Source organism: Gemmatimonas sp., from assembly GCF_044344655.1.
Lineage (GTDB): Bacteria > Gemmatimonadota > Gemmatimonadetes > Gemmatimonadales > Gemmatimonadaceae > Gemmatimonas.
Genome location: NZ_JBIJCN010000028.1, coordinates 1 through 16,211 on the forward strand (window position 1 = coordinate 1; position 16,211 = coordinate 16,211).

The window sequence follows — 16,211 nt, forward strand, 5'->3', positions numbered from 1 at the left end:
CACGGCCGACGATGAGGCCATCCTGCACTTCACCAGCGGAACCACCGGTACGCCGAAAGGTGCGGTGCATGCGCATGGAGCCGTTTTGGCGCATCATGTCACGGCGAGCTATGCCCTCGACTTCCGAGTGGATGACGTGTTCTGGTGCACCGCGGATCCGGGATGGGTGACGGGCACCTCGTACGGCATCATTGCTCCCCTCAGCCACGGCATCACGAGCGTCGTGTACGAGGGTGACTTCGACGTCGAGCGCTGGTATCGCACCCTGCAGGACGAGCGCGTGACGGTCTGGTATACCGCCCCCACGGCCATTCGCTTGCTCATGCGAGCGGGAACCAACGCGGTGCGACCGTACGACCTCTCGGCCTTGCGGCTTATCTGCAGCTTTGGCGAGCCCCTCCATCCGGAGGCCGTGCAGTGGAGCGCCGAGGTGCTCAGCCGTCCCATTCACGACCACTGGTGGCAGACCGAAACCGGAGGCATCATGATCGCCAACGTTCCGGCGCTGGAGATCCGCCCCGGGTCCATGGGGAAGCCACTCCCCGGGGTCACCGCAGGCATTGTCAAACGCGCCCCCCATGCGGTGGAGGAAGTACAGGAGCCGGATCAGGTGGGCGAGCTGGCACTCCGGCCGGGATGGCCGTCGATGTTTCGCGGCTACCTCAACGAGGATGAGCGCTACCGCCGTTGCTTCGCGGACGGCTGGTATCTCACCGGCGACCTCGCCCGACGTGACGCCGATGGATACTACTGGTTCGCGGGGCGGGCCGATGATGTCATCACGAGCGCGGGACAGCTGATCGGCCCGTTTGAAGTGGAAAGCATACTGCTGGAGCATCCGGCCGTAGCCGAGGCGGCCGCGATAGGCATTCCCGATCCGCTGGCCGGCGAACTCGTCAAGGTGTTCGTGACACTCAAACCTGGCTTCGCGCCATCGGAGGCGTTGAGCCTCGAGCTACGTGACTTCAGCCGACAGCGGCTCGGCGCGGCCATTGCCCCCAGAGCACTGTCATTCCTCGACCTGATCCCACGCACCCGGAGCGGCAAGATCATGCGACGGCTCCTCAAGGCACGCGCCCTCGGATTGCCGGAAGGTGACCTCTCCTCCGTGGAGGGCGGCACCATCTGACCGGCTCCGCACGTCCGTCGTCAGGGTGGGCGTTTGCGCTGGCGCTGAGGCTCGCCCACATCGTGCGCCCACAAGAAAGAACCCCCGCAGGGGCATCGCTGCCTCCCGCGGGGGTTCATATCGCTGGCGATCGTCAGCAGCGTGGTTCGGTACCAAATATCGATGAGGCTCTTTCGAGGCATCGGTATTGTGGCAACCGACGATCTTTCCCTTGTTGGACGAGCCCAACGCAGGCGCCCGATGTACATCGGACTTCAGTTGTGTCCAGCGACCTCACAACCTGCGTGTCGACACCGAACTGCCGGCACGCGCCCTTCCGTGAACGTCTTCGAGGAAGGATCCATGCGCGGCGTCTCGTTCCGTGCATGCACCGCGAATATGCCTGGCTCGTTTCAGCGCACCAGTCGGAAAAAATCCGACGCGGTACCCACGCGCTCGATCCCCTCGAGCCGCAAGCGCCGCGGCCTTCGCGGTCCTGGTCAGATATTCGTCACCCGCACTCGCTGAAGCCGCACACATGGCACTTCACGCACCCTTCGGCGAACTCCAGCTGGCTCCCGCAGTCCGGGCACGTGCCCATGAACACCTCACCGCCCACGTTGCCGAAGTCGATCTGCGGGAGGGCATTTTGCGGCACCCCCTGCTCCGCCGCCGTGGATGGGCGCGGGCTGGACATGCCGGCAGCCGGGGCCGGCATGGGTGAGAGGAACGCGGGGCCGCTCGGCGTCGTGGCGCTCTGCCCGCCGTTCAGGAGATCCTGCTGCACCCCCTGCTTCTCACGCCACCACTGCTCCAGCGCGATACCCACCGCATCGGGCAACGACAACACCTTGTTGGGACCAAGCCCCACCGCCCGGTCGCTTGAAATGCCGCGCAGCTGCCGGTGGATCTCCTGCATGCTGATCCCGCTGCGCAGCGCGAGCGAGATCAGGCGACCGATGGCCTCGGCGTCGGCCATGGCCGACCCACCCGCCTTGCCGAGATTGAGGAACACCTCGAACGGCTGCCCCTTCTCATCTTCGGTGATGTTCACGAACATCGTGCCAAGCGGCGTGTCCTTCCGGTACGTGGTGCCGCGCATGACTTCGGGACGCGAACGCTTGCCGCGACGATTGGCGTTCTCGGCCTCCGCACTGAACAGCGCTTTCTTGGTGCGATCGAGTTCGTTCTGCAGCTCCGCCATCGTGCCCTGCAGCTCCCCCAGCTCGCGGCGCATCGCCGTGACTTCCTTGGCCGCTTCAGGCTTCGCCTCAGCCGCAGACGCCGCGGCCGGCGCGCCATCACGCTTCGCGGCCGCTTCCTGCGTGGCGCCGGTGCTCAGCACCTGGCCGTCGCGCGAACCGTCGCGGTACACGGTCACGCCCTTGCACTTCATGTCGTACGCGAGCTCATAGATCGCGCGGACATCGTCTACGGTCGCGGCGTGACTGAAGTTGGTGGTCTTGGAGATGGCCGAGTCGCAGTGCTGCTGGAAGGCCGCCTGCATGCGGATGTGATACTCGGGCGCGATGTTGTTGGCGGTGTTGAACACGCGCTGCCATGTGAGGGGCACCTCGGCGTGCTTCACGCTGCCGGTCTTCGCAATGCGCTCCATGAGCTCATCGCTGTACCACCCCTCTTTCTTCGCAATCGCCACGAAGTCTTCGTTCACGTCGGGCATCATCACGCCCGCCTGGTTGCGCATGAACGCCACGGCAAAGAGCGGCTCGAGGCCGCTGGAGCAGCCGGCGATGATGGAGATGGTGCCGGTGGGGGCGACCGTGGTCACGTTGCAGTTGCGCAGCGGCTGCATGGGGCGGATACGCTGCCCGTTGGCATCACGCGCGCAGGTGTCGTCGGGACCCCAGATGGAGCGTGCCCACTCGGGGAAGGCCCCGCGCTCCTTGGCGAGCCGCTCGCTCTCCTTCTTGCCTTCGACGTCGAGGAACTCCATCACCGTGCGCCCCATTTCCACGCCCTCGGGGCTGTCATACGGAATGCCGAGGCGTACGAGCATGTCGGCAAAGCCCATCACACCCAGTCCGATGCGGCGAATGCGCTTGCTGAGCGCGTCGATCTCCGGCAGCGGATACTTGTTGACGTCGATGATGTTGTCGAGGAAGTGCGTGCTGAGCGCGATGTCGCGCCGCATGGCCTCCCAGTCCACCACGCCGTCGCTCACATAGTGGCCCACGTTCACGCTGCCCAGATTGCACACGTCGTAGGCCAGCAGCGGCTGCTCGCCGCAGGGGTTCGTCGCCTCGTAGTTCCCGAGGTGCGGCACCGGATTGTAGTGGTTGGCCTCGTCGATGAAGAACACGCCCGGCTCACCGGTGCGCCACGCGCCGAGGATCATCTTGTCCCATACGTCACGCGCGCGCAGCTGCGCCGTGACCTGGCCGTTGGCCGGGTCGATGAGGGCGTAGTTCGTGTCGGCCTTCACGGCCTCCATGAACGTGTTGGTGATGCCCACCGAGATGTTGAAGTTGGTAATCTTGGTGAGGTCTTCCTTGGCGGTGATGAACTCCATCACGTCAGGGTGATCGACCCGCAGGATGCCCATGTTGGCGCCGCGGCGCGTCCCGCCCTGCTTCACCGCGTTGGTGCTGCCGTCGTAGAGCTCCATGAAGCTCACCGGGCCGCTAGCCACGCCGGTGGTGCTGCGGACCGTGCTCCCCTTGGCGCGCAGGCGCGAGAAGCTGAACCCCGTACCGCCGCCGCTCTGATGGATGAGCGCCATGCTGCGCAGCGTATCGTAGATGCCGCTCTGTCCGTTGCTGAGCGCGTCATCCACCGGCAACACGAAGCAGGCAGAGAGTTGCCCGAGCGGACGGCCGGCGTTCATCAGCGTGGGCGAGTTGGGCTCGAACCGACGCTGCGTCATGAGGAAGTAGAATTCCTCCGCCAGCGCCTGCACCGCCCCGTCGCTTGCCCCGTAGCGGCGGTCGGCCTCAGCCACCACCGTGGCCACACGCCAGAACATGTCTTCAACCTTCTCCACCGACTTGCCAGCCGCGTCCTTGACGAGGTAGCGCTTGTCCAGCACGGTGCGAGCATTCGCCGACAGCGTGACCAGACCTTCCGGGGGCGTTGCGGAGAAGGACATGCGAGGGCTCCTGAGCTCTTGACGGGTGGCAGACTGCCTGGGTGCGGCGACATCTCGGTGGGGAATTCCGAGAGCGGGAGGGGGTGGCAGCGGGGCGGTATGGTGCCGCTATTCGTGAAGCCACGCAAGCCGTGGGCTAACCGTTTGCGCGTGGACGAGTTGCAATCGGCGGATCACTTTTGTGCGACGATGGTGGAGTTGTCCACCAGCCACAGCAGTGTGCCGTCATCCGAAGTGCCGTGCATGCCGAGGCCCGACTCGCTGCTGGTGAGCCCTCTCGCGACAGTCACGGCATGAACCGGCAACACATTGCACAGCAATAGCTTACAAGGCTATTGCCAGAGCAGACTCGGCAGTAACACAACAGCAGGACGCCACGAGTACCCCGGGGTGAGCATTCCCGCCGGGTCTCCTGCGGTCGTCTCCGCTTGCTTGCAGTCACACCTGCGGTGCCGCCGTTGCTCGCATTCGCGTTGCGGCGATTCTCCTTGCCTCGCCGGACCTCGCCGGACCTCGCCGGACCTCAGCGCCTCCGCCCGTACTGTTCAGCGGTGCCGCGTGATCGCCCCTGACCGGTGCGCCTGCGCCAGCACCACATACCGCGCCGCATTGTCGAGAATCCGGGCCTGCTGTGCGGCGTCGAGCTGCCGCACCACCTTGCCAGGCACGCCCAGCACCAGCGATCCCGGCGGGACCTGCATGTTCTCCGTCAGCACCGCCCCTGCCCCGATGATGCTCCCGGCGCCCACGTGCACGCCGTTGAGGAGGATCGCGCCCATCCCCACCAGCACGCCGTGCTCCAGCACGCTGCCGTGCACGATTGCCCGGTGCCCAATCACGCAGTCCTCACCGACGATGGTGGGCTTGCCCGGATCGGCATGGATGACGGCGCCGTCCTGGACGTTGCTGCGGGCGCCGATGGTGATGCGCTCCACATCGCCGCGAATGACGGCGGTGGGCCACACGCTGGTGTCCTCGGCGAGCTGGACGTCGCCGACGACGACCGCGGATTCGTGAATGAAGGGAGAGGCCATGCGGGAAGTTACTCCAGCGTCCAGCAGGGGGCGGCAGGCAGGGAACGCGACGAGCGGCATGCTCGGACACCCGCCACCCTCAGAAGTACCCCCCAAGGGTCACGTACACACTCGCCTTCCGCGAGACCCCCGCCGGTGCCACGTACGGCACCGCCGTTCCGAGCCGTACGCGATACGGCACGTCGTACTGCAGCGCCAGATCGAGCACGACCTCGCCACCGGCGCTCGCCAGCCAGCCGTCGCGCACCCCGTTGGGGAGGCACACCACCGCATTGCGGCGCAGCGACGCCGGACACCACGCGCGTGCCGCGTCGCTGAACAGCACTACGCTCAGACGGTCGCTGTATACCGTGAACGGACTGGGCACCCGCCGGAACATCAGCAGCGGCGCGCGATACTCCACGCTCCCCGCTAGGGCACGCGCGCCGCGCTGCACGCCGGGCGGCGTACCGCGCACCGGGAACGGCCGCAGGGGATCACCCACCACCACACCGGGGAGCAGCTCCGAAGTCACGCCGCTCGCGCCGCCCACCGTAAACTCGGTCCGCGTATTGTTGTCGGCGTAGCCCACCGCCACGCGCGTGGCCAGCACGTGCCGCGCGTATCCCGGCAGATCGAGCGGCAGATACGCGCGCGCCGTCAGGATATCGCGGAACGATCCGCCCTCGGCGCTCTCCTCCTGCCAACGGTACGCGACACTGTTGCTGAGCGTGAACCCTTCCTCCACGCTCACGCCGCGCAGCGCGCGGCGGGCCGTACTCACGCTCGCATTGAGAAACAGGCTTGGATAGCGCACCCCGGTGCGTAGCGGATCGTCGGCGGTGCCGCGAATGGAGTCGGCGGCGGCCTTGAAGGCACGCAGTTCGTATTGCGCCCCGATGGTGCCCACGACGTTCCAGCGCACGCGTGGTACGACGTAGGTGTTGCTGGCCGTGAGAAAGCGGCGCCGGCGTGCGACCGTACCAAGGCGCGCACCGCTGTTGTTGCGCACCACGAAGGTCCCGTCCCACTCCTGACTGTAGCTCACGTCAGCAACGGGCACGCCCAGCCCGGCGTAGCGATAGGACAGCGCCCCATCGTACTCGCGCGTGGCGGGCTCGAGCAGCAGGCTGCCGCTCCAGGCATGACGCCCCAGAATGTCCACGCCACTCGATGACACGCCGTAGGTGATGTCGCCAAGGCGCGACTCCCCCGCCAGCGGCAACCAGTAGCGCGGCACCAGCTGACGCCACACCCCGTAGCGAGTGGATGCCTGGGCGCTCACACGCGCCGAATCGGCGAAGGCGGGAATGCGCACGGCGTTCGTGCGGGGATAGAACCCACCCCGCACCATCGCACCGGCGGTATCGAGCGGTGCCCAGGCCACATGATACCCGTCGCCCCGCTGCACGAGGGCGGCCACACGCGCCCCATCCGGCGACACACTGGGCTCATAGACCCCCGTCGTCACGGCACTCGCCTGCGTCGCCACTTCGGTGGTACGCCACGACAACGTATCAACCACCCCGAGCGCACCACGCGCGGCAGTCTCGAGCTGCATGCGCCCGCTGCGATCGCTGCTCCACACCAGCCGCGCGCCGTCTGGCGTGAAGGCGGGGCTCGCAAACACGGCGCGCCCACCGCTCACCACGCGGCGCACGTCGCCGAACACGGTGAGCACGACCACCCGCTGCTCACCGGTCGGCAGCAGCTGCACGGCGGCGATCTCTTCACCGTTCGGTGACCAGCGGGGCTCCGCCCAGCGTTCGCCGACCAAGTCGCGCGTGAGTGGGGTAATGGCATCACCGGTACCGCTCACACGGACAAGCCGGCTGCCATTGGCGGACAGCTGCACCGCCACGATGCTGCCGTCCGCGCGCACATCGGGCATGGTGAGGCGCTGCCCGACCGTAAGGCGCCGGTCGCGCCCGTCATGCACTCCGCCGTCGCGCACATAGAGATCGCTGCGCGTGATGTAGGGATCGAGACGCTCGTCTTGCGCAAATACCACACGCTGCGCCGAGCTGTCGAGCGGCACGTTCACATCGAGTCCGTTGCGCCAGGCCACGCGGCGAGGCAGCCCGCCCCCCGCGACCGGCGCCACGTAGAGCCCCGTGACCTCACGCCCCGTGCTCGCACTCCAGAGCAGCGAATCGTTGCCCACCCAGCGCGGCGCCTGCGCATACCAGCCGTCGAGGCTCACGTACTGCCACACGGCATCACCGTCAGCCGGTGCCGCGCTGGCTACGGCCTGCGCCGAGTCGCGAAGCGTGCGATAGAGCGTGGAAAACCGTTCACCGAAGCCGGCGCGCGACATGCGCTGCAGCCGAAACGGAATGAGATCCCCCGCAGTAGCCTCGACGAACCGCCGCATGCCGTGTACCGAATCGGCCAGATCCACCGCCCGCTGCATCAGCAGCGAGCCATAGCCGTACGCCGTCTGCCCCCGCGGGAATCGCGTGGTCGCCAAACTCCAGCGGCCGTACGGTACGAGCGCGCTGTCCCGTGCCGCGGCGCGCAGCAGCACGGGGAACTCCGTGCTCACGAGGCGTCCGCTGCCGGTCAGGGCGCTCTCGTAATGCACCGCGAGCCCCTCCTTCACCCAGCTCGGCGTGAAGGCGTTGGGGAAGAACAGCGGGTTGCGCCCGAACAGCCAGCGCCCGGCGCGCCAGAGGCCACGCGCCCGGTCAATGTGAAAAATGTGCGCCAGCTCGTGGGTGATCACGAGACGCAGCCAGTCGTCGTGGAAACGCAGCTCGCGTGTACCGACCGGTGGCACCGCGTAGATCACCACGCGGTTGGTCGGAAACACCTGTGCGAAGCCGTTGCTGGCGTCCACGTTGTCGGTGAGCAGCAGGTCGATGCGACCACGCGGCGCCACGAGTTCGCGCGCCAGCTGCCCGTACGCGGTCTCGCCGAAGACCGCCGCGAGGCGCGCCAGCGAATCGAGCGCCGCAGGATAGTGCACGTAGAGGTGCGGGGTGGTGATCGTGCGCACTGTGCCGCGCGGATCCACCTGTGCGGCGGCGCGCTCGGCGCTCGTCATGACGAGCAGGATGCCGATCGCGGCGACCAGCACCGGGCGCCATACCGCCATCGTCACCGCTCGGATCATGACGGAGCGCGCCGCGGGTCTCACCGGCCTCCGTCCCTGAGCCAGCGGAAGTACGACTCCAGCCCCGCCACCAGCGCCTCGGCATATCTGCGCTGAAAGGCCGGGTCGCGCATGGCCGCCTCCTGCTCGGGGATCATGAGGAACAGGCCCTCGGCGAGCACACTCGGATACCAGCTGGGACGCGCGACCGCGAGGTTCTGGTAATGCACCCCCAGATCCCGCAGACCAAAGCGCGCCTGCAGCGCGCGCTGGACATCACGCGCCAGCGGCTCGCTCGCGTTGTGATAGAACAGCGTGCTCGTGCCGTTGGCCGTGAACGGATTCACGCCGTCCGGCAGGGCGTTGAGATGTATGCTCACGAAGGCATGCGCATTGTCCCGGCGTGACTGCACCCCACGCTCGGTCAGCCCCACCGGTGCGAGGCTGGTGCGGGTGATGACCGGTTTGGCGCCGCGTTCCTCGAGCAGCGTGACCAGCAGTTGCCCCACAGGGAAGACCGCGTCGCCCTCGTACAGCCCCGTTGGTCCCGTCGCGCCAGCGGGTGGGTGGCCCGGATCGACAGCGATCGTGAGCCCCGCCAGCGGCAGACGGGCGTCAATCGACGGTACGCGGCGTACCCGCAGCACAAAGGCCCGGCGCACCTCATCCCATAGCGACAGCCAGCCGTAGGCCGGCTGCGACAAGGTGAAGACAAGGCGCACGCGATCACTGGTGACCTGTTCCCATGCCATGCGGCGCACGAGCGTGTCATTGCCGATGATCGGCGAGATCTCCGGGTTGGCCTGCACACCGTACAACGTGAGGATCAGGTCGCGGCCGTTCGCCTCGACATGGTGCGCCGGGCGGTCGCCGGTGCCGATCACGACGTCGACGTAATCGGCAGACGGATTCACGCGGAACCCGCCCGTCACGCGACGGGGCAATGCCGTGCCCTCGGGGAGCATGGTGATCTCGTCGCTGTCCACCCACACCTGCAGTTGGTCGTCGAGCTGCACGCGGGTGAAGCCATTCTGCCGACCGGTCACCTCGAGCACCGTGCCGGGCATCAGCTGCCATTTGTACGTGCCGCCCACGGTCGTGCGGGCGCTCACCACCTTGTCGCTGTCGCTGCCGACGGCGTTGCCGGACGTGAGCACCCCCAGCAGGCGTGTGGTCGTGGGCAATGCCCGCACGAACGGCACGCGCAGTTGCACAGAGTCCGCGGCGCCATCGTTGGCACGGACGACCACGACGCGCGCGGGGGCCGTGCTGTCAGCCAGCAGGGCGGTCGCCACGTCGGTCGCGAACACCGCCGATGCGTCGCTGACGCTGTCGATCACGGTCACCATCCCGCCCGGCGGCGGAAGCATCGGGCGCGACACCCCGTCGGTGCCGATCAACCGCACGGTGGCATTGCGCGGCGCGCGCACGCTCACCCGCTGCATGTCACTGGGGCGCGCCCACCAGCGGCGTCCTGGAATGAGGGAGCCGGTATCCACCCGGAGCCGTCCAGTGGCCGGTAGTGCCATTCGTACCGGATAGCGCACGGGCAGCGAGCGGCGCGCCGTGTCGGCGCCGCGGACCGCCATCAGGTCGTAGCGCGGGGAAGGCCCGGGCGGATTGGCGAGCCACCCCAGAAAGGCGCCGTTGGGCGCCACCGGCACCGCCACGCCGTTGATCGTGAGCGTGGCATCACCGGTGCCAACGGTTCCGAGGACGAAGTTGGAGTCGCGACTGGTGAGGAGCTGGTTGACGCCGGGGTAGCGGACCTGCACCGCCAGCGGGGCGGCGCGGACCACCGGCACCGGCGGCAAGCCAACGGTCGGCGCCTCAGGAGCCACCGGCGGTACCGCTACGGTGGGCAGCGGCACCCGGCGTGCCGGGGTGCAGCCGGCTATCCAGGCCGATGACAGGACGGTGGCACAGGTCACGGCCGCACGGGCCGACATCAGAAAGAATCGGGGAGGTCTCCGCATATCTCCGAATTTGACCCACTATTGAAACGTGGGCCATCTTCCCGCCGTCATTTGGAATACGAGGCGGGGCGCCGCCGGGCAGGATGTCGACGCCCTCATGCCTGGGATCTCCGAACAACCCTTCCGTCGGGGGCGCCCTCGGTGCAACCTCCGGCGTTCCCATCCGCAGCGGCCTCCGGCCCCGGCGAGCGTACCGGCCCTCCCACAGTCGCTGTGACCGTTCCCATCCGCGATTCCAATCAAGCGCCCCCCCACGGAGAACGCCGCGTGCGCGCGCACGTGTTCGCGCTGACCGACGTGGGGCAGCTGCGCGACCACAATGAGGACACGTTCCTCGTGGCCGATCTGGAATCAGGAACGCCGCTCGACTTCGCGACCGACTCCCACGAGCTCATCGCCGACACACACGGCCTGCTCTTCCTCGTGGCCGACGGCATGGGCGGCGCTGCCTCCGGAGAACTGGCCAGCAACATGGCCGGCCACCTCGTGCTGGAGGGGCTGATGCACCGCTGGAGTGCTGGAGCCGCCAGCTCCGTCGACGCGTTCGCCGCCGCGCTGCGCGACGCCACGGTGCAGGCCAACGCCCGGATTCACCAACACGCGAAGGACCACCCCGAACACCGCGGCATGGGCACCACCGCCACGATCGCCGGGCTGCTGGGTGACCACGTGTACGTGGTGCAGGTAGGCGACAGCCGCGCGTACCTGATTCGCGATGGGCATGCCCGACAGCTCACGAAGGATCAATCGCTGATGCAGCGACTCGTGGAGGCGGGGGAACTCACGCCCGAAGAAGCCGAGGTGAGCGACCGCCGCAACATCATTCTGCAAGCGCTCGGCCCTGAGGATCAGGTCACGGTCGACCTTACGCACCAGCAAGTCCGCCGTGGCGACACCCTCGTCCTGTGCAGCGATGGCCTGAGCGGGCTCGTGAAGGCCGACGAGATCGCGCAGCTCACCACGACGGACCCCGACCTGCGACGCGTGTGTCAGAAGCTGGTCGAACGCGCCAATGCGCGTGGGGGCCCGGACAACATCACGGTGGTGGCGGTGCGCTTCGAGGGGGACGGGCTGAGCGAGCCCGCCGCGACCGACCGCGTGGGTTACCACGCTTTCCCGCTCGCAGGCACGCTCAACGACCAAACGCGCGAACTCCCCGTTGCCCCCGGCAGCACGCACCGGAGCACGCTGCCGGTCGGTCCGGAGGACCAGGCCCCCACGGCGACGCCGCCTCTCGCACCTGCGCCCGCGCAAGTCATCGCGCAGCGCAAGGCGGCCGTGCAGCCGATCTTCATCCTGCTCGCCATTGCGGCGGTGGCCGCAACGCTCTGGACCGCCGCGGAGCTGCTGTACTGACCGCGCGCGGGCGCTGATGGAGCCGAACGCGTCTCAGCGCTTCCGCAGCAACCCGCGACCGGCCGCTTGCTGCATCACGCGGTCACCACTCCACGCCACGATCGTGGGCACCTCCATCTGCAGCTGCTGCACCCAGCGTGGATCACCAAGCCCCACCATGACCACCTCTCGCTGCATGGCCGCCGCCTGCGCGACGAGCGCGCGCACGGCAGTGATCGTGCTATCACGCAAGCGGGTGCGCCCCTTGTTGGGCAGATAATCAGCGAAGAGGGCGATCACGAAGGGACCACTACTGGCTGCGGTGGGCGCGCTGACGATGCGCGCATCGTTACCGGCAACGCGCATCGCCTCCACGATGCCGGTGCGATCGGCCCGGCGCCCTTCCACATCATCATCGTCGTCCACAATCGCAACTTCCGTCACGCCGCCCATCGGCGGCACGACGCCGTGTTCGAAGCGCAGCACCTTGTCGGCCAGCAGGGCACCCCACGCGGTGTCAGCGCCACTCGGACGGCGCCAGTCGTTGGGCGGTGACACCCACTGGGCCCACTTGAGGCGGCGGCGCACACTCTGCTTCACGCGGTCGGCATCGAGCGTACCATCGTCGAGCGCGCGCTCGAGCGCCCCGAGCGTGACATCGAGATCGCCGGGCGACAGTAGCACGTCGCACCCCGCGCGCAGTGCCTGCACGCAAGCGTCGGCCACCTCGCGCCCCTCACAAACACCGGGGAGCGTCATGAGGTCACCGACCAACAGGTTGTCGAACTTGAGCTGCTGCCGCAGCAGCCACTGCAAGATCTCCCGCGACACGGTCGCGGGGGCCTTGCTGCTGTCCAGCGCCGGGTACGCCGCGTGCGCGGTCATCACACTGGCCACACCACCGCTGACCGCGGCGCGGAACGGGTGAAGGTCGAGCTCCTTGAGCTGATCCGCGGGGGTGTCGATCGACACGGCCTCACGGTGCGGATCTTTCAGGGCGCGCCCGAGGCCGGGGAAATGCTTCGCGCACGCCATCACGCCCTCAGCTTGCGTGGCTTCGACCCACGCCTGCACCAACGTTGCCACCGTGCGCGCATCGCTACCGAACGAGCGCGTGCCCATGAAAGGATTTTCGGCCAGCAGATCGAGATCACACACGGGGGCGAGGTTCCAGTTCACACCCATGGTGCGCGCTTCGCGCGCGGTGAGCCGCGCGGCCCGACGCAACGATTCGATGTCGCCGAGGGCCGTGATCGCCGACAGCGGCGGCAGCCCGGTGGCGCCGGCGAACTGCTGCCCGGCCCCCCGCTCGAGTTCCGCGGCCAGCAGCAACGGATGCTTCGACTTGAGCTGTAGTTCCTTGGCTAGCGCGCGCACACCATCCTTCTCGCCCCCGGACAGTAGAAACCCGCCCACACCGAGGGCCAGCGCATGATCGATCAAGGGACGCGCGTCGGAGAAGCCACGCTCGGGAGTCCAACGGATGACAGGCAGCAATAACTGCGCGAGGTCGCGACGCGACTGTTCGCTCATGACTTCAACTCAGTACCAGGAGTGAGTGCGCCAAGTACCCGCGGCGCACGGGCACCAGTGGCAGCAGGCACGTTGCCCGCGCGACCAGTGAGATGGAGATACCCGAGCAGGGCGAAGGCCACCGCCTCCTTTGCTTCGGCATCGAAGAACAACTCGTCGAAGAGGCGTACCGAAGGGACTGCACGCGCGGCCTGCTCACCGTGGCGGGCGAACGCGCGCTCGATGCAGCGCACGAGGAACGGGTTGCGGGCCCCGCCGCCGGACAGCAGCACCTCCCGCGGTACCGGATGTACGAAACGCGCGTACTGGTCGGCAATGGTCGCCGCCGTAAACGCCGTGGCGGTGGCCACGACATCGTGCGGCGTGCCGCCGGCCTCGGTGCAGTGCGCGATGAAGGCGTCGATGAACACCGGCGTGAACAGTTCGCGCCCGGTACTCTTGGGAGGCTCCTGCCCCAGGAACGACAGGGAAAGCAGCGACTCGACAACCGGTTCGAGAATGCGCCCCGTCGCCCCGAGAGCACCGTCGGTGTCGTAGGGCGTGCCGAAGAGCCGCTGCACCACGCCATCGATCACCACCACACCGGGCCCGGTGTCGAAGGCACGTACCTGAACGCCTGACGCGTCCGACGCCAGCGACGCCAGTGCCTCGCGCGCTGGTGGCACCAAGGTCACGTTGCCGATGCCGCCGATGTTCTGCAGCGCACGCCATTCGCTCTCGTGCGCGAAGAGCACGGCATCGGCCATGGGCACCAGTGGCGCTCCTTGCCCGCCCACCGCCATGTCGCGCGTCCGGAAGTCGCTCACCACCGCGCAGCCAGTGCGCTCGGCAATGCGCGCCGCGTCGCCGATCTGCCATGTACTGTGGCCGGGTTCATGCCACAGGGTTTGCCCGTGAGACGCAATCCCCCGTACGTCGCGCGACGTGACGCCGGCGCCCTGCATCGCCTCCACGGCGGCATCGCCGAGCCATGTACCAAGATCGGCCTGCAGGCGGCAATACGCCTGCGCCGTGCCGCCCTGCATTGCCGCCTGCAAGCGCGCCCGCTGCTCGGGGGTATATGGGCGCTGCACGAAGTGGCGCAGCGTGGCCTGCGTACCGACAGACACCGGAAGGCGCTCGGAAAACTCCACCACGGCCGCACTGATGCCGTCGAGCGACGTGCCCGACATCAGGCCCACCATGAGGACCGGCGCGCTGATGCTCACCAAACCGGCGGCGGCGCGTTCGGCACCACCTTGCGGATCACGCCGCCGGCCTCGGCGAGGCGCGCATCGGCGGTGGCCGCATCCACGCCGAGCGCGTGCATCACGAGCGCGCGCTTCACGCGGCCGTCGGCCTGCGCGAGCAGCACCCGGGCGTCCTCGCGCACGAGCCCCGTCACCTCGCACACGATGCGCTCGGCGCGATCCTGCAGCTTCACGTTGGTGGCGCGCAGGTCCACCATAAGGTTGCCGTAGCTCTTGCCGATGCGAATCATCGCGCCGGTGGTGAGCATGTTGCACACGAGCTTCGTCGCGGTGCCGGCCTTGAGGCGCGTGCTGCCGGTCAGCACTTCGGGACCCACGATGGGCAGCATGAGAATATCAGCCGCCGCGCGCATGACCGGCGGCGGCTCACTGCAGGCGATCAGCGCGGTGGTCGCCCCCAGCTCGCGCGCCCGCAGCAGGGCCCCACGCACGAAGGGGGTGGTGCCACTCGCGGCAATGCCAACCACCACATCACCGGCGGTGACCGTGTGGAGGTCTACAGCCGCCGCTCCGGCGGCAGGGTCGTCTTCAGCGCCCTCGATCGGATTGCGCAGCGCGTGATCACCCCCGGCGATGATCCCCACGACCATATGCGGATCGGTGCCGAAGGTGGGCGGGCATTCGCTGGCGTCGAGGACACCCAGCCGCCCCGAGGTTCCGGCGCCCAAGTAGAGCAACCGGTGCCCGCTGCGGAACGCCGCTTCGATCGCCGCAATGGCGTGCGCAATCGGTTCGCGCTGCGACGCCACAGCATCCGCCACGGCGCGATCCTCCGCGGTCATCAGATCGATGATCGCCAGCGGCGACGCGACATCGATGTCGGCCGTGCGCGGATTGCGACGTTCGGTGACTCGTGGGTCGAGCGGCGGAGCGGACACAGGAATGGACTGGGGACGACGCCGTGGCAGGCCCGGTGCGTTTCCCGAACCCCGTGGCGATGCGTAGCTTGGAGATGCTCAGGTAACTTAACGGATGGTCAACCTCGGAGTCGCATTGTCTCTGCCCTCGGCGATACGCACTACCTGGTGCGCTGTCCTGCATGCGCTCGAACGCGCCCAGCCCCGATCCCGTGCGTGGCTTCGGCTGGCGGTGCCTGCCGTCGCCGCTTCGGCATTCGCGGCATCCCCGCTGGCGGGCCAGATCCGCGGACGACCGGTGGGCGGCAGCCCCGGGCAGGCCCCCCGTGCCAGCTGGACGGTCTCCGGCGGGGCCAGCGCGATCGTGATGGGTGACATCAACGACGGGGCGTCCCGATCCCAGTGGCGATTCGGCCCGGATCCACTCTGGCAGCTTCGCGGCACCCTCGAGAAGGCGCTCGACGGGGTCAGCACCATCGGGGTCGCCGCCGGGTATGGCGTGGTGGATCTTCTCTCGGTCCCGTTCCCGAACAATGGCGTGGTGGCCCCCGTCGGCGAATCGGCGGTCTGCCTCGGCGGCTGCGAGGCGCAGACGCAGCTGTGGTCGCTCATGGGTCAGTTCCGCAGCGGTGGCGGGCCTGGCGTGCACACCGTCTTCGAAGCACAGGGCGGCGTGAATGCTTTTCGCAACCTGCGCGAGCAGGCCACCGGCGTGTCGTTCGGCGCCACCGGCATGCAGATCGACGTCGTCGGCGCCCTCGGCGTCGGCGCGGGCGTCACGCTGTCACAAGGCGTGGCACTCACCCTCGTACAGGACTTCGGGATGGGATGGCATTCGCAGCAGGCGCTGCCCACCGAGGCCGCACGCACGTACCGCACGCGGAGCACACGAGCCACGCTGCGATTCAGCTTCTAACCCGTTCCGTTCACACTTCCCGA

At 68.1% G+C, this 16,211-nt stretch carries 10 protein-coding genes; 3 read left to right on the forward strand and 7 right to left on the reverse strand.

Annotated elements, in window-relative coordinates; genetic code table 11:
- The coding region (locus tag ACIQ51_RS08860) for an AMP-binding protein (RefSeq protein WP_396204679.1) at positions 1-1,129 on the forward strand (1,129 nt) is incomplete at its 5' end.
- Positions 1,130-1,619: 490 nt separating this feature from the next.
- Here ACIQ51_RS08860 and ACIQ51_RS08865 read toward each other — a convergent pair.
- From ACIQ51_RS08865 to ACIQ51_RS08880, 4 genes are all read right to left on the reverse strand, one after another.
- Positions 1,620-4,214 carry a vitamin B12-dependent ribonucleotide reductase gene (locus ACIQ51_RS08865; RefSeq protein WP_396204680.1) on the reverse strand — a complete coding sequence of 865 codons (2,595 nt, stop codon included), beginning with the start codon at positions 4,212-4,214 and terminating at the stop codon, positions 1,620-1,622.
- 545 nt (positions 4,215-4,759) lie between these two features.
- Entirely contained in the window at positions 4,760-5,248 is a 489-nt protein-coding gene (locus tag ACIQ51_RS08870) for a gamma carbonic anhydrase family protein (RefSeq protein WP_396204681.1), read from the reverse strand.
- 79 nt (positions 5,249-5,327) lie between these two features.
- The gene (locus tag ACIQ51_RS08875; RefSeq protein WP_396204682.1) at positions 5,328-8,342 is read right to left on the reverse strand and encodes a hypothetical protein; all 3,015 of its coding nucleotides are present in this window, start codon (positions 8,340-8,342) and stop codon (positions 5,328-5,330) included.
- 20 nt (positions 8,343-8,362) lie between these two features.
- Positions 8,363-10,270: an N-acetylmuramoyl-L-alanine amidase gene (locus ACIQ51_RS08880; protein WP_396204683.1), complete on the reverse strand. Its 1,908-nt coding sequence runs from the start codon at positions 10,268-10,270 to the stop codon at positions 8,363-8,365.
- A 294-nt stretch (positions 10,271-10,564) separates the two neighbouring features.
- Between ACIQ51_RS08880 and ACIQ51_RS08885 the strand changes: the two genes are divergently transcribed.
- Positions 10,565-11,653 carry a PP2C family protein-serine/threonine phosphatase gene (locus tag ACIQ51_RS08885; RefSeq protein ID WP_396204684.1) on the forward strand — a complete coding sequence of 363 codons (1,089 nt, stop codon included), beginning with the start codon at positions 10,565-10,567 and terminating at the stop codon, positions 11,651-11,653.
- A gap of 33 nt (positions 11,654-11,686) precedes the next feature.
- Here the strand turns inward: ACIQ51_RS08885 and ACIQ51_RS08890 are convergent, their stop codons facing one another.
- From ACIQ51_RS08890 to murQ, 3 genes are read right to left on the reverse strand one after another with little or no spacing between them, the layout of a single operon-like run.
- Positions 11,687-13,165 (reverse strand): glycoside hydrolase family 3 protein, encoded by a 1,479-nt coding sequence (locus ACIQ51_RS08890; RefSeq protein WP_396204685.1) that lies wholly within the window; start codon positions 13,163-13,165, stop codon positions 11,687-11,689.
- On the reverse strand, positions 13,162-14,373 hold the full coding sequence (locus tag ACIQ51_RS08895; RefSeq protein ID WP_396204686.1) for an anhydro-N-acetylmuramic acid kinase: 1,212 nt from the start codon (positions 14,371-14,373) through the stop codon (positions 13,162-13,164). Before ACIQ51_RS08895 ends, ACIQ51_RS08890 begins: the two co-directional genes overlap by 4 nt.
- Positions 14,370-15,293 (reverse strand): N-acetylmuramic acid 6-phosphate etherase, encoded by a 924-nt coding sequence (murQ, locus tag ACIQ51_RS08900; protein WP_396204687.1) that lies wholly within the window; start codon positions 15,291-15,293, stop codon positions 14,370-14,372. Before murQ ends, ACIQ51_RS08895 begins: the two co-directional genes overlap by 4 nt.
- Positions 15,294-15,387: 94 nt before the next feature.
- Between murQ and ACIQ51_RS08905 the strand changes: the two genes are divergently transcribed.
- Positions 15,388-16,188 carry a hypothetical protein gene (locus ACIQ51_RS08905; RefSeq protein ID WP_396204688.1) on the forward strand — a complete coding sequence of 267 codons (801 nt, stop codon included), beginning with the start codon at positions 15,388-15,390 and terminating at the stop codon, positions 16,186-16,188.
- The last annotated feature ends 23 nt before the right edge of the window (positions 16,189-16,211 follow it).

Bases quoted from the DNA above. Each gene is read 5' to 3' on its own strand.
- ACIQ51_RS08870 (WP_396204681.1), bottom strand. From the start codon at position 5,248: ATGGCCTCTCCCTTCATTCACGAATCCGCGGTCGTCGTCGGCGACGTC.
- ACIQ51_RS08905 (WP_396204688.1), top strand. From the start codon at position 15,388: ATGGTCAACCTCGGAGTCGCATTGTCTCTGCCCTCGGCGATACGCACT.
- ACIQ51_RS08875 (WP_396204682.1), bottom strand. From the start codon at position 8,342: ATGATCCGAGCGGTGACGATGGCGGTATGGCGCCCGGTGCTGGTCGCC.
- ACIQ51_RS08865 (WP_396204680.1), bottom strand. From the start codon at position 4,214: ATGTCCTTCTCCGCAACGCCCCCGGAAGGTCTGGTCACGCTGTCGGCG.
- ACIQ51_RS08890 (WP_396204685.1), bottom strand. From the start codon at position 13,165: ATGAGCGAACAGTCGCGTCGCGACCTCGCGCAGTTATTGCTGCCTGTC.
- ACIQ51_RS08880 (WP_396204683.1), bottom strand. From the start codon at position 10,270: ATGTCGGCCCGTGCGGCCGTGACCTGTGCCACCGTCCTGTCATCGGCC.